This window comes from Nonomuraea sp. NPDC050540 (assembly GCF_044457485.1).
Classification (GTDB): Bacteria; Actinomycetota; Actinomycetes; order Streptosporangiales; family Streptosporangiaceae; genus Nonomuraea.
In genome coordinates, this window is the sequence record NZ_JBITHA010000018.1 from 135,003 (window position 1) to 158,419 (window position 23,417).

Sequence of the window (23,417 nt, forward strand, 5' to 3'; positions counted from 1 at the left end):
TGTGGCAGGCTGTCATACAAATGCACAACACCGCCGATCTCCAGGAGACCGTCGACGAGATAGCCCGCGTTCTCGGGGCTTCCGCGACGCTGGAGGACCGCTCGTTCCGCCTGCTGGCCTACAACGCGCAGCACGGGGAGATCGACGCGGTCCGCCAGGAGTCGATCCTGCGCCGCCGCGCCACGGGCGAGGTGCGCGACTACTTCGAGCGCTTCGGCATCGCCAAGGCGCACGGCCCCGTCCGCATCCCCGCCGACCACGACCTGAAGGCGCGCATCTGCTGGCCGCTGCGCCATCGCGAGGTGACCTACGGCTACCTCTGGCTGCTCGACTCCGGCGCCCTGTCCGACGAGGTGCTCGCCCGCGCAGGGGGCCTGGTCGCACGGGCCGCGAGCGCGCTGGCGCACGAGGCGCGCAGCCGCCAGGACGCCGGGCGCGGGCTGCGCGCCCTGCTCTCGGCCGACCCCGAGGAACGCGCCACCGCCTCCACCGGAATGCCGGGCCCGGTGGCCGCGCTCGCCGTCAGGGAGTCGCCCGACCGCGTGGCCGCCCTCTGGACCCTGCCGCGCGGCGTGCTCGCCCTCGCGGGCTCGCCGGTGGCGCTGCTGTCCCCCGCGCACCTGGCCGCCGAGGTCGCGCACACCCTCCAGAGTGTGTACGGCACCGCCGCCGGCATCGGAGCCCCCCGGCAGGACCCGGCCGACGCCTGGCAGAGCTGGCGGGAGGCCCAGCAGGCGCTGCGCATCGCCGAGCACTTCACCCGCTTCGCCCCGGTCGCCCGCTGGGAGGACCTGGGCGTGCACCGGCTGCTGGCCCGCCTGGGCCGGGCCGACCTGCGGGAGCTGGCCGCGGAGGTGGCGGGGCTCGACGGGGAGCTGGCCCGCACGGTCGAGACGTACCTCGATCTGGGCGGGCACGCCCAGAAGGCGGCGGCGGAGCTGGGCGTGCACCGCCAGACGCTCTACTACCGGCTCGGCAAGGCCGAGCGCGCCCTCAACCGCGACCTGGACGACGGGGACGACCGCCTGGTCGTCCATCTCGGCCTCAAGGCGGCGCACCTGTCGGATCCCTCGCCATTGGGATAAGGCTTGGCTAACCTAAGGTGACGTGACGTCCCTCACCGTCCGGAAAGGCCGCACCGCCCACGCGCGCAACCTCACCCTCGCCCTGGCGGTGCTGGCGGCCGTCTGCGCGGCGAGCATCGCGCTGGGCTCGGCCGAACTGTCCCCCTCCGCCCTCCTCGACGCGCTGCTGCGCCGCGAGGGCGCGGAGGGGGTGACCGCGATCTGGGAGTTGCGGGTGCCGCGCACGCTCGTGGGCCTGGGGGTGGGGGCGGCGCTCGGCCTGGCCGGCGCGATCATGCAGTCGCTGACCCGCAACCCGCTGGCCGACCCGGGCATCCTCGGCGTCAACGCGGGCGCCGCCACGGGCGTGGCGCTCGCCTTCGCCGTCTTCGGGCTGACCGACCTGCGGGGTTCGGTGTGGTTCGCCTTCGCGGGCGCCGCGGGCGCCACGGTGCTGGTGTACACGCTGGGTTCGCGCGGGTACGGCGGCGCCACCCCGATCCGCCTGGCCCTGGTCGGCACCGCCGCCGACGCCGCGCTCCTGTCGATCGTCTGGGCGGTGCTGCTGCTCGACTCCGACACGCTGCACCGCTACCGGTTCTGGTCGGTGGGCTCGCTGGCCGCGGTCGACTCCGCCGCCCTGGGCCAGATCTGGATGTTCCTGGTGGCGGGGGCGGTGTTCGCGCTGGCGCTCGGGCCCGCGCTCAACGCGCTGGCGCTGGGCGAGGACGCGGCCCGCGCGCTCGGCGTCCACGTCGGGCGGGCGCGCCTGCTGGCCGTGACCGCCGTGACGCTGCTGTGCGGGGCCGCGACCGCCGCGGTGGGCCCGATCTTCTTCCTCGGGCTGGCGGTGCCGCACATCGTGCGCGCGCTGATCGGTCCCGACCAGCGGTGGCTGCTGCCGTACTCGATGGTGATCGCGCCGTCGCTGCTGCTGGCCTGCGACGTCCTCGGCCGGATCATCGTACGGCCGGCCGAGCTGGAGGTCGGGATCATCACGGCGTTCGCCGGCGCCCCGGTGCTGATCGCGCTGCTGCGCGGCAGGAGGCGGGTGGGCGAGCTGTGACCAGGACCCTGACGGAACGCCCGGTCAAACGGTTCAGGCTGCGCGCGGGCGGCTGGTCGTATCGGCTGTCGCTGCGCGCGGCCGTGGTGACCTGCGCGCTGGTCGTGGTCACGCTCGCGGTCGGCGTGGTCAGCCTGGGCAGCGGCGACTACCCGCTCTCACCCGCGCAGGTCATCGCGGCGCTGACCGGCGACGGCGGCGCGGCCGGTCAGTTCGTGGTGATGCGGCTGCGGCTGCCCCGGTTGCTGGTGGCGCTCGGGGTCGGGGCGGCGCTGGCGGTGGGCGGGGCCGTTCTGCAGACGCTGACCCGCAACGCGCTGGGCAGCCCGGACATCATCGGCCTGGACCGGGGGGCCGCGACGGGCGCGCTGCTCGGCATCCTGGTGTTCGGCGGCGGCTCGGCGGCGATCGCCGGTTCCGCGGTCGCAGGCGGGGCGCTCGCGCTGGTGGCGGTCTACCTGCTGGCCTTCCGCGGCGGGCTGCGCGGCGCCCGGTTCGTCCTGGTGGGGGTGTGCGTGGCGGCGATGCTCGGCGCGGTCAACGCCTACCTCATCACCCGGGCCGATCTCTGGTCGGCCAACCAGGCGGCCACCTGGCTGGTCGGCAGCGTCGCCGGGAGCCGCTGGGGCCACGTGGCGGCGATCTGGATCGCGTGCGGGGTTCTGCTGCCGGTGCTGGCCGCCATGTCCTCGCGGCTGCGGCTGCTGGAGATGGGCGACGAGGTCGCCGTCGGGCTGGGCGTGCGCGCCGAGCGGGCCCGGCTGGCGGCGCTGGCCTGCGCGAGCGCGCTGACCTGCGTGGCCATCGCGACGGCCGGGCCGATCCTGTTCGTGGCGCTGACCGCGCCGCAGCTGGCCCGGCGGCTGACCGGGGTGGCGGGGCCGCCGATCTGGGCGAGCGCGGCGATGGGGGCGCTGCTGATGGTGGTCAGCGACCTGGCCGCCCAGCGGCTGTTCGGCCAGGCCCAGCTGCCGACCGGGGTGGTCACGGGCGCGATCGGCGGCGGCTACCTGCTCTGGATGCTGGGCCGCCGCCGCACCACCTGAGGCTTCACAACTGGGCCGCGGCCGCAGCACCTGAGGCTTCACAGCTGGGCCGCCCCGCGCCCGCCTGAGGTCACAGGGGTTTGAACGCCGACAGCTGCTCGTTCAGCTTGTCCAGCCAGGCGGCCTGGCGCTGGTAGCTGTAGGGGGTCTCCACCACCCAGGGGATCACCTGGCCGGCCTTGACCGCCGGGATCTCGGCGAAGGTGGCCTTCTTCTTCATGTCCTCCAGCGTCAGCCACTGGCTGCGCGCGTCGTAGAGGACGACGTCGGCCTCGTACTTGGCCGCCTGCTCCCAGCTCAGCGTCTCGTACAGCGGGTCGTCGCCGGCGCCCTTCTCCATCGCGAGGCCGAGGGAGGCCAGGTAGGTGAGGTCGGTGTAGCCGCCGGCCCCGGCCCTGGCCACCCAGAACTGGTCGGGGCCGCCGGCGACCGCGAGGACCTTCAGCCCCTTCTCCGCGGTCTTGGCCACCCTCTCCGAGGCCTCGTCGAAGGCCTTCTTGCCCTGGGCGACGGCGGGCGCGGCGGGGTCGGCGCCCAGCGAGACGGCGAGTTCCTCGAAGCGGGCCAGGACCTTCTTCAGGTCGGTGCCCTTGACGGTCTCGATCGCGACCAGCGGGGCCAGCGCCTCGATGTCGCCCATCTGCTTCTCCGGCACGTACCAGACCAGGTCCTTGAACTTGGTGGTCACCAGCAGCTCGGGCTGGAGCGAGGCGTACTTCTCCACGTTGAACTCGCCGTAGCCGGTACCGATCGAGGTCGCCTTGGCCAGGTCGACGTCCCCGGCGAGCGGGTCCTTGGAGCCGTTCTTGAGCGTGGTGGAGCCGAACAGGCCGACCGACGGGACGCCGAAGTCCCACAGCGCGGCGGCCGCGCCCACGTAGGCGACGATCCGCTTGGGGGCGGCGGGCGCCTCCGCCTTCTTGCCCCGGTCGTCGGTGAACGACCATGGCCCCGCCGTACTCGCCGCCTTGGACGCCGCGCCGGCGGGCGCGGCCGGCGCGCCGCCGGGGTCGGCGGTGCCGCACGCGGCGGCGAGGGCTCCGAGCGTGAGGAGGGAACCGCCGCGGAGGGCCTGACGACGAGTGATGCCGGATGCCATGAAACTACCCTTCTCAGAAGTTAGGTAAGGCTTCCCTTTTTTAGGGTAATCTAACGTCATCTTGACCGTCTGGGGAGACTCGTGCGCCTGGGACACGTGGTCATCGACATCACTCCGCTGCGGACCGGCCGCGACTTCCGCTATGTCTTCGCCGCCCGGATGGTCTCCCTCCTCGGCATCGGTGTGACCGGTGTGGCGCTGGCCATGCAGGTGTACGCGATGACCGGTTCGTCACTCCACGTCAGCCTGATCAGCCTGTCGCTGGGCGGGCCGTTGCTCGCCGGCACGCTCGCCGGAGGCGTGCTCGCCGACCGGATGGACCGGCGGCTGCTCATCGTGGGGTCGCGGGCGGGGGCGGCGGCGGGGTTCGCGGTGCTCGCGGTCAACGCCTTCCTGCCCGAGCCGCGGCTCGGGGTGATCTACCTGAGCGCCGGGCTGATCGGGCTGGCCGACGGGCTCAGCGAGACCGCCCTCATGGCCGCCGTGCCCGCGCTCGTCGGCCGGGACAAGCTCGCCGCCGCCGAGGCGCTCACCTCCATCACCACGCAGGTCGGGACCATCGCCGGGCCGTCATTGGGCGGGCTGCTTGTCGCCGGGCCGGGGTTCGGCGCCTGCTACACGCTCACCTGCGCCACCACCGTCGTGACGACCGTGCTGCTGTGGATGCTGCGCCCGCTGCGGCCCGGCGGGGGCGGGAACGCCCATCCGCTGCGGTCGATCGCGGAAGGGGTGCGCTTCGCCCGGCGCGACCCGGTGATCGCCGGGGTGATCCTGCTCGATCTCAGCGGGACGCTGATGGCCACGCCGTACGCGCTGTTTCCCGCGTTCGTTGCGGCACACTACGGCGGCGACGCGGCCACGGCCGGGCTGCTCTACAGCGCCCCCGCGGCGGGAGCGCTGCTCGCGGCGCTGGCCAGCGGCTGGATCGGCCGGGTACGCCGTCCCGGGCGGGTGCTGATCGGCGCGGTGGCGCTGTGGGGGCTGGCGGTGGCCGGGTTCGGCGCCAGCGCGTGGCTGCCGGTGAGCCTGCCGTGGGCGCTGGCGTTCCTCGCGCTGTCCGGGGTCGGGCAGGTGGTCTCCGAGGTGCTGGCCGGGGCGCTCATCCAGTCACGCACGCCCGACCGGCTGCTCGGGCGGGTGTCGAGCCTGTGGCTGACCGAGGCGACCGTCGGCCCGGCCCTGGGCAACGTGGTCGCCGGCGGCCTGGCCCGCCTCGCGCCGCCGGGCGGCGCGGCGGTGATCGGCGGGCTGGCCTGCGTGGCCGGGGTGGCCACGCTGGCCGTGGCCACCCCCTCCCTACGCCGCGCCCGCCCACTGCCCGCCGGCTGACATCAGGCCCAGAGGTCGCCGTCGGGCAGCTTCAGCCACAGATCGGGCTCGACGGTGATCGCGCGCGAGTCGGGCGGCAACAGGCCCGCGCGGGCGAAGGTCTCGGCTTCCGCGTGGCCCTGGAGCAGGTACTTCAGCAGGATCGTCTCCGCCGGCTCCGACTCCTCGACCTGGCCGCCGCCCGGGTGCGTGTCCCATTCGACGACGGCGCCGTCGACGGCGGCGCTGCCCTGGTTGCCGCTCGCGGGGTTGGAGTAGAGGCCATAGCAGCTTGTGCCCGCCGACAGGGCCTTCTGGACACCGGTCGTGAAGGGTGCGTACCCCCAGGGCTGGGCCACGACGCAGCCGCCCGGCACGTCGGTCACGCCGACGAACCTGAGGCTTTCCTCCATGTCGTCGAAGGGGTCCTCGAAGATCTCCTCGATCTCCTCCTCGGTGGCGGGCGTGGCATCCAGCCTGCGCATTGCTTCCGCCGCGTCGATCCCGGCCATGCACGCGATGCTGTGCCCGTCGTCCTTGAAATCCGCCAGGGCGGCGACCACGCTTCCCGCCCGGGAGACGAAGGCGCTCTCCTCGTCGGTGAGGCCCGGCTCGCCGTCCGGCCTGGGGAACAGACCGGGGGTGGGACCGGCCAGCGCGAGGCGGCCGGGCGGCCAGCCGTTCATCATCGGCCGCCACGGGTTCGCCCCGGCCTCGGCGAGGGCACGGGCGTTGTCGGCGCGGCCGGCGTAGACCGCGCACCACAGCGCGGTCCTGCCGTCGACCTCGGCGTCCACGTCGGCGGAGCGGGCGGCCAGTTCGGCGACCACCTCGGGTGATCCCGCCTCGGCCGCGATCCACAGCGCCGTCCGGCCGTGGCGGGCATCGGCGTCCGGAGACGCACCCGCCGCCAATCTGGCGCGAACCGTGCCCAGGTCGCTCCAGGCGTCCCCTCCCATGCCCGACCAGTCAGCACTCATCCGCCATCCTTTCTCCGTTCAACGACCGGGACAGGATGGCAGACGGGTACGTCAATCCATGGCGCGGATGAGGCTGGCCGGGCGCATGTCCGTCCAGGTCTCCTCCACGTACTCCAGGCAGGCGTCGCGGCCCGCCGGGCCGTACGCCTGGGTCCACCCGGCGGGGGCGGGCAGGCGCTGCGGCCACAGGGCGTGCTGGTTCTCGTCGTTGACGAGGACCACGTACACGCCGTCGGCGTCCTCGAACGGGTTGGTCATCGCGGTCTCTCCTTCATGATCGCGGCGATCCGGGCCAGTGGCCCCGGGTCGGCCAGTTCGTAGTGCTCGCAGTCGATCTCGTGCTCGTCGATGGCGCCGGTGACGAAGGGGCGCCAGCGGGCGGCGTCCAGCGTGGTACCGGCCTTGTCGGCGGTCGCGGTGACGAACAGCAGGTCACCCTCGAACACCGGGTGCGCGCCCGGCCGGATGAGGTTCTCCGCGTTCACCGCGACGTCGATCATGGCGCCGACCGTGGCCTCGTCCAGCTCCGCCAGCAGGCCGCCCCGCCTCCTGAGCGTGGCGACGACCTCGCGCCGGTCGACGGGCCGGTCGGGCTCGGGCAGTCCGGCCAGGCGCAGCAGGAAGCGCAGCGCGTCCTGCTCATTGTCGCCGGTCTCCGGCTCTTCGCCAGGGCTCAGCGGGTAGGAGTCGAGCATGGCGAGGAGGTCGACGCGCTCGCCGCGCCGTACCAGCTCGGCGGCCATCGCGTGGGCGACCACCCCGCCGAACGACCAGCCCATCAGGCGGTAGGGGCCGCTGGGCTGGACCTCGCGGATCCGCTCGACGTAGTCGGCCGCCATGGCCTCAAGCGTCCCAGGCAGCGGGTACGGCCCCGCCGGCCCGCGTGCCTGCACCCCGTAGACGGGACCGTCCATGAGCCCGGCCAGCCCCATGAAGCACCAGGCCAGCCCGAACAGCGGATGCACGCAGAACAGCGGCGGCCCGTCCCCGCCCGTCCGGATCGGCAGCAGCCCGTCGAGCGCCCCGCCCTCGCGGGGTCCGGGAGCGCCGAGCCTGGCGGCCAGGCCGGCCGGGGTGGGGGCCTCGAACAGGTCCCGGATCGTGACGGGGGCGCCGAGTTCCGCGCGGATCCGGTTGACGAGCTTGGCTGCCAGCAGCGAGTGGCCGCCGAGCTCGAAGAAGTTCGCCTCGTGCTCCGGAAGGGCGCCGCCGGCTCCGTGGAGTGACTCCGCGAACAGTTCGGCCAGCCGTTCCGCCACGGCCGGATCGTGCCCGCCGGACGCGATGACGTCCGGACGGGCGACGGCGGACGCGAGCGCGTCCGGGCGGGCGACGGCGGGCGGGTGCTCGCCGGGAGTGGAGGCGTCCGGGCGGGTGAAGGGGGGCGGGTCGGGCAGGAGGGCCGACAGGCGGGCGGCCGGGTCGGCGGCGGCACTGGCCAGCAGGGCGGCCAGGGCGTCGGCGAGTTCCTCGGCGCGCCGCCGGGTGAACAGGTCGGTCCGGTACTCGATCGCCCCGGAGCCGTCCTCCCCCACGGCGACGGCCAGGTCGAACTTGGCCGTGCCCGTCCCCGCGCCGATGGGCTCGACGTCCAGGCCGGGCAGGGGTTCGAGCGGCGGCTGTGCCGCGTGGTGGGCGATCATGACCTGGAAGAGCGGGTGCCAGGCGAGCGTCCTGGCCGGCGCGGTTTCGCGGACGACCCGGTCGAAGGGGAGGTCGGCGTGCTCCAGCGCGGCGAGGTCGGTCTCGCGCACCCGTTCCAGGAGTTCCAGGAAGGTCGGGTCGCCGCCGGTGTCGGCCCGCAACACCACCGTGTTCACGAAAAATCCGACCAAATCAGCCAACGCCTCGTCCGACCGGCCCGCCACCGGCGTCCCCAGCGGGATGTCCGTCCCCGAACCCAGCCGGGTCAGCAACGCCGCCACCGCCGCGTGCACCACCATGAACGGCGTCACCCCGCTCCCCCGCGCCAGCCCGAGCAGGCCGTCGGCGTCGACGCCGAAGGCGACCGAGCCCCCTTCCGGCGAGGCGACGGGCGGGCGCGGCAGGTCGCAGGGCAACGGCAGGCGGTCCGGGGCCCCGTCGAGCGCGGCCCGCCAGAAGGCGAGCTGCCGCGCGGCGAGCTCGGTGGGGGCCTCCTCGTCGCCGAGCAGGTCGCGCTGCCACAGCGTGTAATCGGCGTACTGCGCGACGAGCGGCTCGGTGTCCGGCGCCCGTCCCCGCAGCCGGGCGGCGTAGGCGGCGGACAGATCCGCCCACAGCGGGCCGACGGACCACTCGTCGCTGGCGATGTGGTGCAGCACCAGCAGCAGTTCGTGCTCGTCGCCGCCCACCGCCCGCGCCCACACCCGGATCGGCAGCTCGGCCGCCAGGTCGAAGGGCAGCTCTGGCTCGCCCTCCCCGTCGCGCACGACCAGCCGCCGCCGTGCCTCGCCGGAGTCCAGGATCAGCTGGTACGGCTCGCCGTCCCGCTCCCCGATCAGCGTCCGGAGCGCCTCGTGCCTGGCCACCACGTCCCCGAGCGCCGCCCGCAGGACGTCGTGGTCCAGCGGCCCGCGTACCCGGACCGCGAACGGCACGTTGTAGGTGGCCGTGGCGCCTTCCAGCTGCTGCAGGAACCACAGCCGCCGCTGCGCGGCCGACAACGGGACGACGTCCGGTCGTTCCGCCCGGACCAGCGGCGGCCTGCCGTCGTCCTGACCGGCGCCGGACGCGTGCCGGGCCAGGGCCGCGACCGTGGGAGCCTCGAAGACCGTCCTGACCGTGGTGGCGGTGCCGAACTCGGCGGCGACGCGCCCGGCCAGGCGTACGGCCAGCAGGGAGTGGCCGCCCAGGTGGAAGAAGTCGTCCAGCGCGCCCACCTCGGGCACGGCGAGCACGTCGGCGAAGATCTCCGCCATCCGGGTCTCGACCGGTCCCCGCGGTTCCCGGCGCAGTGCCGTGGCCGCACGGCGGACGGCCACGGCCCGCGCCCGGGAGGCGGAGCCACGCGACGACAGGCCCGGCTCGCCCGGGGGGAGGTCCAGTTCGGCCAGGCGCAGGCCGGGTTCGGCGGCCACCTGTTCCAGCAGCGCGGCCAGCGCCGCGGCCAGGGCGTCGCCGGGCAGTCCTTCCCGGTACTCGACCAGCACGTCGAGCGCCTCGGCCGTCTCGGTGAAGGCGAAGGCGAGGTCGAACTTGGCCTCCTGCCCGGTGTCCGGCTCCTCCACGGCGAGCGCGGTCTCCAGGGCGTGCTGGTAGGCGATCATGACCTGGAAGAGCGGGTGCCGTCCCGGCGCGCGTTCCGGGTTGACGGCCTCGACGACCAGGTCGAACGGCACGTCGGCATGGTCGAAGGCGGCCAGGTCGCTCTCCCGGACCCGCTCCAGCAGTTCCAGGAACGAAGGATCCCCGTCGAGGTCGGCCCGCAAAACCACCGTGTTCACGAAAAATCCGACCAAATCAGCCAACGCCTCGTCCGACCGGCCCGCCACCGGCGTCCCCAGCGGAATGTCCGTCCCCGACCCCAGCCGCGCCAGCAACGCCGCCACCGCCGCGTGCACCACCATGAACGTGGTCACACCGGCCCGCCGCGCCAGCCCCCGCAGCCCGTCCGCGCCGAGGCGGAAGCCCACCGAGCCACCGGCGCCGGGCGCGCGCGGCAGCACGATCTCCTCCGGCATCGCGTCCAGCGCCCGCCGCCAGAACGCGAGGCCACGGCCCAGCGCGCCGTCCTCCCCGAGCGCCCGCCGTTCCCAGAGCGCGTAGTCCGCGTACTGCACGGGCAGCGGCGCGAACTCCGGCTCACGCCCGGCCAGCCGCGCCTCATAGGCCGACGACAGGTCGCGCAGCAGCGGCCCCATCGACCACTCGTCGGCGGCGATGTGGTGCAGCACCAGCAGCACCTCGCCGCCGGTGGGCAAGGAGGCCCGGATCGGCAGCTCGGCGGCCAGGTCGAAGGGCGCGCCGGGGTCCGCCTCCCCCACGGCGAACCGCCGTAGCGCCTCCTCCACCCCCAGCACCACCTGGTACGGCTCGCCGTCCCGCTCCCCGATCACCGTCCGCAGCACCTCATGTCGGGACACCAGGTCCCGCAGCGCCTCCAGCGCGGCCGGGGCGTCGCCCAGCCGTACCCGGATCGGAATGTTGTAGGCCGCCGAGGCCCCCTCCATCCGCTGCAGGAACCACAGCCGGCGCTGCGCCGACGACAACGGCACCGGCGACGGCCGGGCGGCGGGGACGAGCGCGGGGCGGGCGCCCACGGTGCCGAGGTGCTGGAGCGCGGCGGCCAGCGCGGCGGGTGTGGAGGCGCCGAACAGCGTGCCCAGCGGCAGCTCGGTGCCGAAGCGGGCGCGGATCCTGGCGGCCAGCCGTACCGCGAGCAAGGAGTGGCCGCCCAGGTGGAAGAAGTCGTCGTCGATGCCCACGCGCGCCGGCCCGAGCAGGTCGGCGAAGATCTCGCACAGCGCCCGCTCGGCGGCCGTGCGCGGTGCGCGCGCGGCCACGGCGGCGGCGCCGCCGGACGGGGCGGGCAGGGCCTTGCGGTCCACCTTGCCGTTGACCATGAGCGGGAGCGCGGGCAGCGTGACGTAGGCGGCGGGGACCATGTGGGCGGGCAGCCGGCCGGCCACGTGGGCCCGCAACTGTGCCGGGTCGTCCTGGGCGCCGGTGACGTAGGCGACCAGGCGGGTGTCGCCGGGGGCGTACTCGTGCGCGGCGACGACGGCCTCGCGCACACCGGGGCAGGCCAGCAGGGCCGACTCCACCTCGCCCGGCTCGACGCGGAACCCGCGGATCTTGATCTGGCCGTCGGCCCGTCCGCCGAACTCCACGGCCCCGTCGTGCCGCCAGCGGGCCAGGTCGCCGGTGCGGTACATGCGCTCGCCCGGCTTGCCGAACGGGTCGGGCACGAACCGCTCGGACGTCAGCCCCGGCCGGTCGAGGTAGCCGCGGGCGAGACCGGCTCCGCCCACGTACAGCTCGCCGGTGACGCCGGGGGGAACCGGGCGCAGCCGCCCGTCCAGGATGTAGACGCGTTTGCCCACGTCGGGGTGGCCGATGGGGACGCTGGTCAGGTTCTCCAAATCTCCGGCGGCCTCCCAGAGCGTGGAGTTGACCATGGCCTCGGTGGGACCGTAGGCGTCGAAGAGGCGGTGGCGGTCCGTCCAGCGGCGGACGAGTTCGGGGGTCACGGTCTCGGTGCCGACCAGCAGCGTCGAGCCCTCGGGCAGCAGGCAGTCCGGGGGCAGTGCCGACAGCAGCGCGGGCGGCAGGGCCAGGTGGGTGACGCGGTGCTCGTTGACGTAGCCGGTCAGCTCGGGCCCGGCCACGCGCCGCTCGGCGGGCACGATGACCAGCGTGGCGCCGGTGCACAACGACATGGTCATCTCCCAGAACGCCACGTCGAAGCTGATCGAGGCGAACTGCAGCACCCGGCTGCCGGGCCCGACGCCGAAGCGTTCGACGGCGGTGGCGACGAGCTGCCGCACCCCCGCGTGCTCCAGGACGACGCCCTTGGGCCGCCCGGTGGAGCCCGAGGTGAAGATCACGTACGCGGGGTTGAGCGGCAGCGGCGGCACGGGCGTGCCGGACCCGTCGTCACCGGGATGGACGACGGGCACCGGCCCATCGGGCAGGCTGTCCGGGGTGGCCAGCACCAGCACGGGCTCGGCGTCCTGGAGCATCATGGCGATCCGCTCGGCCGGATAGGCCGTGTCGATCGGCAGGTACGCGGCTCCCGCCTTGGCGATGGCCAGCACCCCGGCGACCTGGCCGATCCCGCGCGGCAGCGCGAGCGCGACCACCCGTTCGGGGCCCGCGCCCCGGGCGGCGAGCGTGCCGGCGAGCCGGTCGGTGAGCGCGTCGAGCTCGGCGTAGGTGAGCGACTCCTCCGCGCAGACGACGGCGACGGCGTCCGGGGTGGCGGCGGCCTGGGCGCGGAACAGCTCGGGCACCGTGGCGGGCGGGCCGTCGGCGGCCTCGCCGTCCCCTGTGGCCAGCACCTCGCGCAGTTCGCCGTCGGACAGGAGTTCCAGGTCGCCGAGCCGGGTGGCGGGGTCGGCGGCGACCTGGGCGAGCAGCCTGGTGAGGTATCCGGCCAGGCGGCGCACGGTGTCCTCGCGGAACAGCCCGGTGCGGTACTCGATCAGCCCGGCCAGGCCGTCGGCCGTCTCGGTGAAGGCGAAGGTGAGCGGGAACTTGGCGCTCGCGTGCCCGACCGGCTCCTCGGTGACCGTGACCCCGGGCAGGCGCAGCCGTGCGGCCTGGCCGCTCTGGTGGGCCACCATGACCTCGAACAGGTCTCTGCCGGAGGCGTTGACGGCCTCGACGACCTGGTCGAAGGGGGTGTCGGCGTGGTCGAAGGCGGCCAGGTCGGCCTGCCGTACCCGCTGGAGGAGGTCGAGGAAGGAGGGGTCGCCGTCGAGGTCGGCCCGCAACACCACCGTGTTCACGAAGAATCCGACCAAGTCCGTCAGGGCCTCGTCCGACCGGCCCGCCACCGGCGTGCCCAGCGGGATGTCGGTTCCGGCGCCGAGTCTGGACAGCAGCGCCGCCACCGCGGCGTGCGTCACCATGAAGGCGGTGGCGCCGGCCCGCCGCGCCAGGGTGGTCAGCCCGTCGTGTACCCCGGCGGGCACCGCGAACTCCACCGTGCCGCCCCGGTGGTCGTCGGCCCGCGGCCGGTCGGTGGGCAGTTCGACGCGGTCGGGCAGCCCGGCCAGCGTCCGCGTCCAGAAGTCCAGGTCGACGGGGCGGTCCGCCTGCCAGAGCGCGTAGTCGGCGTACTGCACCGGCAGGGGCGCGAACTCCGGCTCGTCTCCCTTCAGCCGCGCCGCGTAGGCGAGCGACAGGTCCTCCAGCAGCGGCCCCATCGACCACTCGTCGGCGGCGATGTGGTGCAGCACCAGCAGCAGCACGTGCTCGTCGGGCCCGTCCGCGCGCAGCCACGCCCGGATCGGCAGCTCGCCGGCCAGGTCGAACGCATGGCCGGGATCGCCCGCCCCGTCGAGCACCGCGAGCGGCGCCCGCTCCGCGTCGAGGATCACCTGGTACGGCAGGCCGTCCTCCTCGCCGACCAGCGTGCGCAGCGCCTCGTGCCTGGCCACCACGTCGCCCAGCGCCTCACGGAGCGCCTCGGCCCGGAGCGGCCCGCGCAGCCGGAGCGAGATCGGGATGTTGTAGGTGTCGGACGGCCCCTCCAGCCGGTGCAGGAACCACAACCGGCGCTGCGCGTGCGACAGCGGCACCCGCTCCGGCCTGACCGCGGGCACCGGCCCCGGGTCGCGGGCCGGGACGAGCCGACCGGCCAGCCCGGCGGCGGTCGGATGCCGGAAGACCTCCCGCAGCGCGACCTCGGCGCCGAGCGCCGCCCTGATCCGGCTCACCAGCTTGACCGCGAGCAGCGAGTGGCCGCCGAGCTGAAAGAAGTCGTCGTGCGCTGCCACGTGCGGCACGCCGAGCACCTCGGCGAACAGCCGGGAGAGGGTCCGCGTCTGAGGGGTGTCCGGCGGCTCGCCGCCGCCGGGGACGGCCGCGGGGACCGCGGCGGAGTCCATGGCCGTGACCGCGAGCTCGCCGATCGGCCGATCGGGCGCGGCCACGACCTGCTCCAGCACGTCCGCCAGCCGCTCGGCGAGCCCGTGGGCGGTGGCGGCGTCGAACACGTCGGCGCGGTACTCGACCTGCCCGGCCAGTCCGTCGCCGGTCTCGGTGAAGGCGAAGGTGAGGTCGAACTTGGCGACGTCCAGCCCGACGTCCCCGGCGGTGGTCTCGGCGGCGTGCTGGTAGGCGATCATGACCTGGAACAGCGGGTGCCGTCCCGGCGCGCGTTCCGGCCTGACGGCCTCGACGACCAGGTCGAACGGCACGTCGGCGTGGTCGAAGGCGGCCAGGTCGCTCTCGCGCACCCGTTCCAGGAGTTCCAGGAAGGTCGGGTCGCCGCCGGTGTCGGCGCGCAACACCACCGTGTTTACGAAAAAACCGACCAAATCAGCCAACGCCTCATCCGACCGGCCCGCCACCGGCGTCCCCAGCGGGATGTCCGTCCCCGAACCCAGCCGGGTCAGCAGCGCCGCCACCGCCGCGTGCACCACCATGAACGTGGTCACACCGGCCCGCCGCGCCAGCTCGTCCAGGCCGTCCGCGTCGAGGCGGACGTCCACGCTCGCGCCCCGCCACGACATCTCCGCGGGCCAGGGACGGTTCACCGGCAGCTCGATCGCCGCCGGTGCGCCGTCGAGCGCCTGCCGCCAGTAGGCGAGCTGCCTGGCGAGGGGGCTGGCCGGATCGTCGGCCGCGCCCAGCCAGCGCCGCTGCCACAGCGCGTAGTCGGCGTACTGCACCGGCAGCGGCGCGAACTCCGGCTCCTCCCCCTCCAGCCGCGCCGCGTAGGCCAGCGACAGGTCATCGAGAAGCGGGCGCATCGACCACTCGTCCCCGGCGATGTGGTGCAGCACCAGCAGCAGCCGCCGCCCGTCCGCCCAGGCCCGGATCGGCAGGTCCGCCGCCAGGTCGAAGGGCGCCGCGGGGTCGCCCTCCCCGTCGCGCACGACGAGCCGCCGCCGTGCCTCGGCGGAGTCCAGGACCACCTGGTACGGCTCGCCGTCCGCCTGCCCGATCACCGTGCGCAGCGCCTCGTGCCTGGCCACCACGTCCCCGAGCGCCGCGCGCATGGGGCCGGTCTCGATCGGGTCGTCCAGCAGCAGGGTCGCCGGCATGGCGTAGGTGGCCGACGGGCCTTCCAGCTGCTGCTGGAACCACAACCGGCGCTGGGCGTGCGACAGCGGCAGCCGTTCGGGACGATCCTGCGCGACCGGCGCGGGACGCTCGCCCGATGGCCCCAGCCTGCCCGCGAGCCCGGCCACGGTCGGCGCGTCGAACACCGCGCGCACCCGCACCGTGGCGCCCAGCTCGGCCCGGATCCTGCTGACCAGGCGGGCGGCCAGCAGCGAGTGCCCGCCGAGCGCGAAGAAGTCCTCCTCGACCCCGACCCGATCGAGGCCGAGCACGTCGGCGAACAGCTCGCACAGCCGCCGCTCGACGGCGTCCCTCGGCCCGCGTCCCGCCGCCGTCCCGGACGCGCCGGGCGCCGGGAGCGCCTGCCGGTCCACCTTGCCGTTGGGCAGCAGCGGCAGCCCGTCCAGGACCACGAAGGCGGCGGGCACCATGTACGCGGGCAGCCGCGCCTCCAGGTAGCCGCGCAGCTCCCGCTCGCCCACGCCGTCGCCGGCGGGCACCGCGTAGGCCACGAGACGGCGCTCGCCCGGCCGGTCCCGCCGGACCGTCACCACGGCGTGGGCCAGCCTGGGATGCCCGGCCAGGACGGACTCCACCTCGCCCGGCTCCACCCGGAACCCGCGGATCTTCACCTGGTCGTCGGCCCGCCCGGCGAACTCCAGCACGCCGTCCTCCCGCCAGCGGGCCAGGTCGCCCGTGCGGTACATGCGTGCTCCCCCCGGCCCGAACGGGCAGGGTACGAAGCGCTCGGCGGTGAGCCCGGCCCGGCCGAGGTAGCCGCGGGCCAGACCGGCGCCCGCCACGTACAACTCGCCCGTCACCCCGGCGGGCACCGGCCGCAGCCGGGCGTCGAGCACGTACACGCGGTGACCGGCGACGGGCGCGGCGGTGCCGTCCTCGCGCCGCTGGTAGGCGTCGACCGCGCACTCGGTCGGGCCGTAGAGGTCCCGGGCGACGAGGCCGGGGGTCGCGCGAAGGCGGCGCCACAGCGGCTCGGCGACGGCCTCGCCGCCGACGGCCACGACGGCGGGCCGGTGGCGTCCCTCGCCGAACACCCCGGCGGCCAGCAGCGGCGGCAGGTAGGAGGGGGTGACGTCGAGGTAGTCGAGGCGGGCGCGCGCGGTGTAGGCGGCCAGCAGCTCGGGGTCCTGGCAGGTCTCCTCGTCCAGGACGTGCAGTTCGTGACCGGCCAGCATCCACAGCAGCGGGTCGACGGAGGCGTCGAACGAGAACGACGCCGCGTGCCCCACCCGCAGCCGCCGCCCGCCCACCGCCGCCTCGGCGCGGGCGATGACGTCGCCGCGGTGCGACTCCAGCAGGTTGGCGACGGCGGCGTTCGGCACGCTCACGCCCTTGGGCGTCCCGGTGGAGCCGGAGGTGTAGATGACGTAGGCCGGATGCTCGGGCAGGCACGGCCGGACGGGCGCCACCGGGGCCTGGCCGGGGGCGGCGGTGAGGTCCGGCGGGTCGGTGAGGACCAGGGCGGGGCGGGCGTCGGACAGCATGTGGGCGAGGCGGCCGGCCGGATAGCGCGGATCGAGCGGCAGGTACGCGGCGCCCGCCTGCCAGACGCCCAGGATGGCCGCGACCATCCCGATGCCGCGCGGCAGCTGGAGGGCGACCACGTCCTCGGCGCCGATGCCGCGGGCGGCCAGCGTTCCGGCCAGCCGGTCGGCGGCGGCGTCCAGCTCGGCGAAGGTGAGGGCGGCACCGTCCGGGCCGACGACCGCGACCGCATCGGGGGTGGCGCGGGCCTGGGCGCGGAACACCTCCGCGAGCGTCGCCGGCGGCGCGGCCGGGCGGGTGCCCGCCCAGGTGGTGAGGATCGTGGCGCGTTCGGCGTCGGGAAGGACGTCCAGTTCGCCCACGGGCCGCTCGGGGTCCTCGGCCATCCGGGTCAGGGCCTGGACGAGGTAGCCCATGATCCGTTCGATCGCCGCGGGCTCGAAGGCGTCCTCGCGGAAGGACAGCTCGACGCGCAGCCGTTCGCCGGGGCGCACGCAGACCGTCAGCGGGTAGTGCGTCGCGTCGCGCTCGGAGGCGCCCGCGACCACGAGTCCCCTGGCGCCGCCCAGCCCGCCGACCGGATGGTTCTCGAACAGCAGCAGCGTGTCGAACAGCCCGCCCGCCTGGATCTCGGCGAGGCTCACGTGGAACAGCCCGTTCAGCGCCGCCTGCTCCGCCCTGAGGCCGGACAGCTGGTCGCCGACCGGGGCGTCCGGCCGCAGCCGGACCCGGACCGGCACCGTGTTGATGAACAGTCCCGCCATCCGGTCCACGCCGGGCAGCTCGGGCGGGCGGCCGGAGACGGTGGTGCCGAACACCACGTCGTCGCGGCCGGTCAGCGTGCCCAGCACGAGCGCCCAGGCGGTCTGGGCGACCATGTTCAGCGTGCTCGCGCGTTCGCGGGCCAGCGTGCCGAGCCGCGCGGTCAGGTCCGCTGGCAGCTCGGCGACCACCTCCCGCACGGCTCCGCCGCTTCTGCCCCCGGCCAGGTGGGTGGGGCCGGGCAGGCCGTCCAGGTGCTCGCGCCAGGCCGCGATCGCCGCCTGCCGGTCCTGCGCGGCCAGCCAGGTCAGATAGTCGCGGTACGGCACGGCCGCCGGTGGCTCGGCGCCGCCGTACAGGTCGATGAGCTCGCGCAGCAGCAGGGTCAGGGACCAGCCGTCGAGCAGCAGGTGGTGGTTGGTGACCAGCAGGCGGTGCCGTTCCGGCGCCAGCCGCAGCAGGACGAGGCGCAGCAGCGGCGGCGCGGTCAGGTCGAAGCGCGCGGCCCGCTCGCGGGCGCTGACCAGCTCCGCCTCCGACTCCGGCCGCCCGGTCAGGTCCACCTCGCGCCACGGCACGGCGGCCGTGGCGGCGATCACCTGGACGGGCTCGCCGTTCCTGCGGTGGGTGAAGGCGGCGCGCAGGTTGTCGTGCCTGCGCACCAGCTCCTCGGCCGCCTCCCGCAGTGCGGCCGCGTCGAGCGGGCCGCGCAGGTCGAGCGCGGTGTGCACGACGTACGGGTCGGCCTCGTCGCCGAGGGCGTGGAAGAGCAGGCCTTCCTGCAGAGGGGTCAGTGGCCAGACGTCCTGGACACGGCTCAACGGAGCATCTCCTCGAAGTCGTGAAGTTCGTCCTGGCCGAGGGCGACCAGGGGTTGTGGACGGGCCAGCGCGCCGAGCGCGGCGAACCAGCCGGCCGCCAGGTCGCGCACCGCCCGCTCGTCCATGGACGCCCAGGTGAACGTGGCGTCCAGGCGCGGGCCCGCGGGCGTCTCCACCACGGCGGCGTCGATCGTCAGCTCGTGGGCGGGCCGCAGGCCCTCGTCGGCGGCGTCGGCCAGCGCGCCGGGCTCGGTGATCATGGCCCAGTCGGCGGCGGACTCGGTGAAGCGGCCCAGGTAGTTGACGCAGATCGCGGGGTGCGGCAGGCCGTCCAGCTCGGGGGAACGGTTCAGGTGGCGCAGGATGCCGTAGCCGATGCCCTTGCGCGGCACCGCGGCCAGCTGCTCGGTGACCCGCGCCAGCGTACGGCCCGCCGTGGGCCCGCCCGCGACGAAGTCGTCCCAGCCGGGGCGGCCCGGGTCGAGCCGGACCGGGAACATGCTGGTGAACCAGCCGACGGTGCGCGAAAGGTCGGCGTGCTCGTCCTCGCGCCCGTGCCCCTCCAGCTCCAGCAGGACGGCCCCGCCGTCCCCGGCTCGCGACAGCGCCGCCGCGAGGCCGGTGAGCAGGAGCTCGGCGGTACCCGTCCGCCCCAGATCGGCCTCCAGGGTGAGCGTCAGCCGCCCCGCGCTCGCGCGCGTGCCGGGTCCATCCGGGGCCGTGCCGGTCAGTGTCGTGATCCAGTGCGGCAGTTCTTCCGCGCGGCCGTGCTCGGGCAGGGCGGTGGCCCAGCGCCGGAAGGACCCCGACCTGGGCAGACTCGCGCCGCTGTAGGCGCGGGCGAGGTCTTCGGCCAGGACGCGCCAGGAGACGCCGTCGATCACCAGGTGGTGGGCGACCAGGCGCAGGACACGCGCCTGGGGCGACCACACGGCCTGGAGCATCACGCCCTCCCGGGGCGCCAGCCGCTTCCTGGCCGCCTCCCCTTCCCCAGCCAGGTCGTCCGGGTTGCCCGCTCCCCCGGCCACATCGTCCGCTTCCCGGGCCGCGTCGTCCGCTTTCCCGGTCGTGCGGCGCAGGATCGTGCTCGCCTGGACGGTTCCGGGGGGCGGTACCTCCAGGTGGTCGTCCACCAGGCGGGCGCGCAGCAGGTCGTGGTGGTCGAGGACGGTCTGCAGGGCCGCGGTGAGGCGGCCTTCGTCCACGTCGGCGGGCAGGCGCAGCGCCACCGACTGGCTGAACCCGTCGATGGGCCCGCCGCGCTCCAGGAGCCTGTGCATGATCGGGGTGGCCGGGACCGTGCCGAGGGCGTGCTCGGGAGGTTCCTCGACGACGCCCGAGCGGGCCGCGGCGGCCAGCGCGCGTACGGTGCCGAGCTCCAGCACCTGACCGGCCGTCAGCGCCAGGTTCTCCAGGCGGGCCCGGCCGACCAGGCTCAGCGCCAGGATGCTGTCCCCGCCCAGCCGGAAGAAGTCGTCACCGGCGCCCACCTCGGGCAGCCCGAGTACCTCGGCGAACAACCCGGCCAGCGTGCGCTCGGCCGCGGTGACGGGGGCTTCGCCGCCGGTCTCGCGTTCGGGCTCGGGCAGGGCGGCGCGGTCGAGCTTGCCGTTCACGGTCACGGGCAGCTCTGCGATGGCGACGAACGCCGGCGGCACGAGGTGAGCGGGCAACCGCTCCACCAGAAACTCCCGCCAAAGCTCGATATTTCCCGAAAAACCAGCCTCCGGGACGACATAGGCGACCAGCTGCACGCCACCGGGAGCTGTACGGGCGACCACGGCGGCGTGCCGCACACCCGGGCACTCGGCCAGCACCGTGGCGATCTCGCCGGGCTCCACCCGGAACCCCCGGATCTTCACCTGATCGTCGGCCCGTCCCAGGTACTCGATCGCGCCGTCGGCCCGCAGCCGCGCCAGGTCACCGGTGCGGTACATGCGGCCGGGCCCGTACGGGTCGGGCACGAAACGTTCGGCCGTCAGCCCCGGACGCCCCAGATAGCCGCGGGCCAGCTGGACGCCGGCGATGTACAGCTCCCCTTCCGAGCCTTCCGCGGCCGGGCGCAGGCCGGGGTCGAGGATGCGGATCGCGGTGTTCCACACGGGCCGCCCGATCGGCACCGGACCCGTTTGACCCGGGCGGCAGGCCCACGAGGTGACGTCCACCGCCGCCTCCGTCGGCCCGTACAGGTTGTGCAGCCGGTCGCCGAGCACCCGGTGGAACTCGGCCGCCAGGTCGGCGGGCAGTTCCTCGCCGCTGCAGACGACCCGCCGCAGCGAGACGCACTCCCGCGCTCCCGGCTCGGCCAGGAACGCCCGCAGCATGGACGGCACGAAGTGCACCGTGGTGATCCGCTCGCGCCGGATGAGCGCCGCCAGGTACGCCGGATCGCGATGCCCGCCGGGATCGGCCAGGACCAGCGTGGCCCCGGTGATGAGCGGCCAGAAGAACTCCCACACCGACACGTCGAAGCTGGAGGGCGTCTTCTGCAGGACGCGGTCGTCCGGCTTCAGCCCGTACTCGTCCTGCATCCAGAGCAGCCGGTTGACGATCGCCTCGTGGGTGATCACCGCGCCCTTGGGCCGCCCGGTCGAGCCGGAGGTGTAGATCACGTAGGCGGGGTTGCGCGGGTCCGTCCGCACGCCGGGCGCCGCCGTAACGGCGGAGAGGTCCACGTCCGAGGGGCGCAGGGTCACGACGGGGCGGGCGTCGGCGAGCATGAACTCCACCCGGTGCGCCGGATACTCCGGATCCACCGGCAGATACGCGGCGCCCGTCTTCAGCACGGCCACCAGCGCCACCACGAGTTCGAGCGAGCGCGGCAGCGACACCGCGACGATCCGCTCCGGCCCCGCTCCGCGCGCCGCCAGCCGGGCGGCCAGCGCGCTCGCCGCCCGGTCCAGCTCGGCGTAGGTGAGCGAGGCGGGCCCGTGGCGCACGGCCTCCGTGCCGGGGGCGGCCGCGATCCGGCTCTCGATGAGGTCCAGCAGCGAGCCGGTCACCGGGCCGGCTCCTCCACCTCGGACCGGGCGTGGGCGCGCAGCGACCGCAGGATCTCCCCCGCCCGCACGGCCGTGGTCGACAGCAGCGTGGAGGTGATGCCGTGCGTGTGCTCGGTCGCGCCCTGCAGGTAGATGCCGCAGCGCAGCTCGGGCGCGGTCTCCACCCGGTGGTCGCGGCCGACCCTGAGCCCGCCGTCCTCCTCGCGCAGGCAGTACTCGCCCGCCGCGCCGAGCAGGTCCAGCGGGTCGGTCGGCCGGTAGCCGGTGGCGTACACGACGGCGTCGGCGCGCAGCGTCTCGGCCTCGCCCGTGACCAGGGACCGCACGCCGACCGACACCCCGGAGCGGTGGGTATCCAGCCCGGCGGCCCGGCACATGTTCAGGATCCGCAGGCGCGGGCGGCCGGCGACCTTCTCCTGGTAGATGCGCCGGTAGAGCTCCTGCAGCAGGTCGAGGTCGACGACGGAGTAGTTCGTGTTGCCGTGGTAGTCCAGCAGCATGCGCTTGACGTCGCCGGGCGCCTCGAAGAAGTGGTCGACGGCCGCCGGGTCGAAGATCGCGTTGGCGAAGGGGCTGTCGTCGGCGGGGCTGTAGCCGTACCGGGAGAAGACCGCGCAGATCTCGGCGGAGGGGAAGCGGCTGTGCAGGTGCTCGACGACCTCGGCCGCGCTCTGCCCGGCCCCCACGACCACGAACCTGCGCGGGTACGGCTCGGCGAACCCCTCCAGCCGGCTCAGCAGTTCCTGGCTGTGCCAGACCCGCTCACCGGCGATGACGCCCTCGGGCAGGACCGGCCGCAGCCCGGCGGCGATGGCGACGCTGCGCGCGCGGTGGGTGACCAGTTCGCCGTCGGCCCGGCTGACGATGTCGAGGCAGCGCGCCACGCCGTCGCGGACGACCGGGTCGACGGTGATGACCTCGGTCCCGTAGCGGGCGACGTGCTCGAAGCGGCCGGCCACCCACTCCAGGTAGTCGTGGAACTCGAGCCGGGTGGGGTACATGGTCTTCTGGTTGATGAACTCGGCCAGCCGGCCCTTGTCGTGCAGGTAGCCGACGAAGCTGTGGGGGCTGGCCGGGTTGCGCATCGTGACCAGGTCTTTCAGGAACGACACCTGCATGGTGGCGCCGTCGATGAGCATGCCGCGGTGCCAGCCGAAGGACTCCTGCTTCTCCAGGAAGATCGCGTCGAGGCCCGCGCCCTCCGGCTCGTTCAGGGCGATGGCCAGGGCCAGGTTGGAGGGGCCGAAACCGATCCCTACCAGGTCGTGGACCGAGTTCACCATGTGGGGAGATCCCCCTCGTCGCGCGGGCGGACCATGAGAGCGGCGATCTTGTGCGGCATCGTGACCTCGCCGGCGCGGTGGAACCCGGCGGCGGTGAAGGCGCGGATGGAGGCCGTGTTGAGGATGTTCGGCTCGGCGACCACGCGGGTGCAGGAGTCGTCCGCGGCCAGCAGGCCGTCGGCGACGGTACGCAGCAGGTCGCGGCCGAGGCCCCTGCCGATGTTGCCCGGGGCGCCGATGGCGACGTGCACGCCGAGGTCGCCGGGGCGGTGGGGGTAGAGCGGGGCGAGGCGGTCGCGCGCGACCCGGTAGATCTCCAGGTAGGCGACCGGCTCGCCGCCGAGGTGGGCCAGGCAGGGGCGGGAGTGATCGCCGCCGAGCTGCCTGCCGAGTTCCGCGCTCCAGCGCTCGAGCGGCCAGGCCTGGTCCCAGGCGGTGGCCACGTGCGGCTCGTTCATCCACGTGTGGACGATCTCGGCGTCACCCGCTTGTGGATCCACCAGGGTGACCTGCCATCTGACGCCCGTCACGGGCAGCGGCGGCGGCCCTATGAGGTCCTTCAGCACGCTTACCACTCCAAAGGTTAGGCTCGCCTTACTAAACTTAGGCAAGGCAAGCCTAAATAAACATCAGTTGCGAAGCCTGTCAACGACGGAAAAATCACGTGTGAGAGCCCTAGACAGGCCATATCCCACCTGACATGGACAATCGCCATCGAGAGGGCCGTTAAGCCCGCGTTTCGGCCCGTCCGGAACATGCGGGCGG

The 23,417-nt window shown here is 74.5% G+C and carries 11 protein-coding genes; 4 read left to right on the forward strand and 7 right to left on the reverse strand.

Translation table 11 applies throughout. The features are described from left to right. Nucleotides 1-20 precede the first annotated feature (20 nt). Genes ACIBI5_RS43335 through ACIBI5_RS43345 form a run of 3 tightly spaced genes read left to right on the forward strand, consistent with a single transcriptional unit; the run spans nt 21 to nt 3,176 of the window. Nucleotides 21-1,085, forward strand: a complete 1,065-nt coding sequence (locus ACIBI5_RS43335) for a PucR family transcriptional regulator (RefSeq protein ID WP_397255983.1) — start codon at nt 21-23, stop codon at nt 1,083-1,085. Between the two features lie 22 nt (nt 1,086-1,107). Next, nucleotides 1,108-2,130, forward strand: a complete 1,023-nt coding sequence (locus ACIBI5_RS43340) for a FecCD family ABC transporter permease (RefSeq protein ID WP_397255985.1) — start codon at nt 1,108-1,110, stop codon at nt 2,128-2,130. Next, nucleotides 2,127-3,176 carry a FecCD family ABC transporter permease gene (locus ACIBI5_RS43345; protein ID WP_397255987.1) on the forward strand — a complete coding sequence of 350 codons (1,050 nt, stop codon included), beginning with the start codon at nt 2,127-2,129 and terminating at the stop codon, nt 3,174-3,176. The genes ACIBI5_RS43340 and ACIBI5_RS43345 overlap by 4 nt, the downstream gene beginning before the upstream one ends. 70 nt (nt 3,177-3,246) lie before the next feature. Here the strand turns inward: ACIBI5_RS43345 and ACIBI5_RS43350 are convergent, their stop codons facing one another. Further along, the gene (locus ACIBI5_RS43350) at nt 3,247-4,275 is read right to left on the reverse strand and encodes an ABC transporter substrate-binding protein (protein WP_397255989.1); all 1,029 of its coding nucleotides are present in this window, start codon (nt 4,273-4,275) and stop codon (nt 3,247-3,249) included. A gap of 81 nt (nt 4,276-4,356) precedes the next feature. On the opposite strand from ACIBI5_RS43350, the gene entS reads away from it, so the two are divergent. Next, on the forward strand, nt 4,357-5,604 hold the full coding sequence (entS, locus tag ACIBI5_RS43355) for an enterobactin transporter EntS (RefSeq protein WP_397255991.1): 1,248 nt from the start codon (nt 4,357-4,359) through the stop codon (nt 5,602-5,604). A gap of 2 nt (nt 5,605-5,606) precedes the next feature. Here the strand turns inward: entS and ACIBI5_RS43360 are convergent, their stop codons facing one another. From ACIBI5_RS43360 to ACIBI5_RS43385, 6 genes are read right to left on the reverse strand one after another with little or no spacing between them, the layout of a single operon-like run. Next, nucleotides 5,607-6,563, reverse strand: coding sequence for an ankyrin repeat domain-containing protein (locus ACIBI5_RS43360; RefSeq protein ID WP_397255993.1), 957 nt, complete (start codon nt 6,561-6,563; stop codon nt 5,607-5,609). 51 nt (nt 6,564-6,614) lie between these two features. Then, nucleotides 6,615-6,821, reverse strand: a complete 207-nt coding sequence (locus ACIBI5_RS43365) for an MbtH family protein (RefSeq protein ID WP_397255995.1) — start codon at nt 6,819-6,821, stop codon at nt 6,615-6,617. Further along, on the reverse strand, nt 6,818-18,367 hold the full coding sequence (locus ACIBI5_RS43370; RefSeq protein WP_397255997.1) for an amino acid adenylation domain-containing protein: 11,550 nt from the start codon (nt 18,365-18,367) through the stop codon (nt 6,818-6,820). The genes ACIBI5_RS43365 and ACIBI5_RS43370 overlap by 4 nt, the downstream gene beginning before the upstream one ends. Continuing rightward, nucleotides 18,364-21,369 (reverse strand): amino acid adenylation domain-containing protein, encoded by a 3,006-nt coding sequence (locus ACIBI5_RS43375; RefSeq protein WP_397255999.1) that lies wholly within the window; start codon nt 21,367-21,369, stop codon nt 18,364-18,366. The genes ACIBI5_RS43370 and ACIBI5_RS43375 overlap by 4 nt, the downstream gene beginning before the upstream one ends. Next, nucleotides 21,366-22,652 carry a lysine N(6)-hydroxylase/L-ornithine N(5)-oxygenase family protein gene (locus ACIBI5_RS43380; RefSeq protein ID WP_397256001.1) on the reverse strand — a complete coding sequence of 429 codons (1,287 nt, stop codon included), beginning with the start codon at nt 22,650-22,652 and terminating at the stop codon, nt 21,366-21,368. The genes ACIBI5_RS43375 and ACIBI5_RS43380 overlap by 4 nt, the downstream gene beginning before the upstream one ends. Then, nucleotides 22,646-23,218: a GNAT family N-acetyltransferase gene (locus ACIBI5_RS43385; protein ID WP_397256003.1), complete on the reverse strand. Its 573-nt coding sequence runs from the start codon at nt 23,216-23,218 to the stop codon at nt 22,646-22,648. The genes ACIBI5_RS43380 and ACIBI5_RS43385 overlap by 7 nt, the downstream gene beginning before the upstream one ends. Between the last annotated feature and the right edge of the window lie 199 nt (nt 23,219-23,417).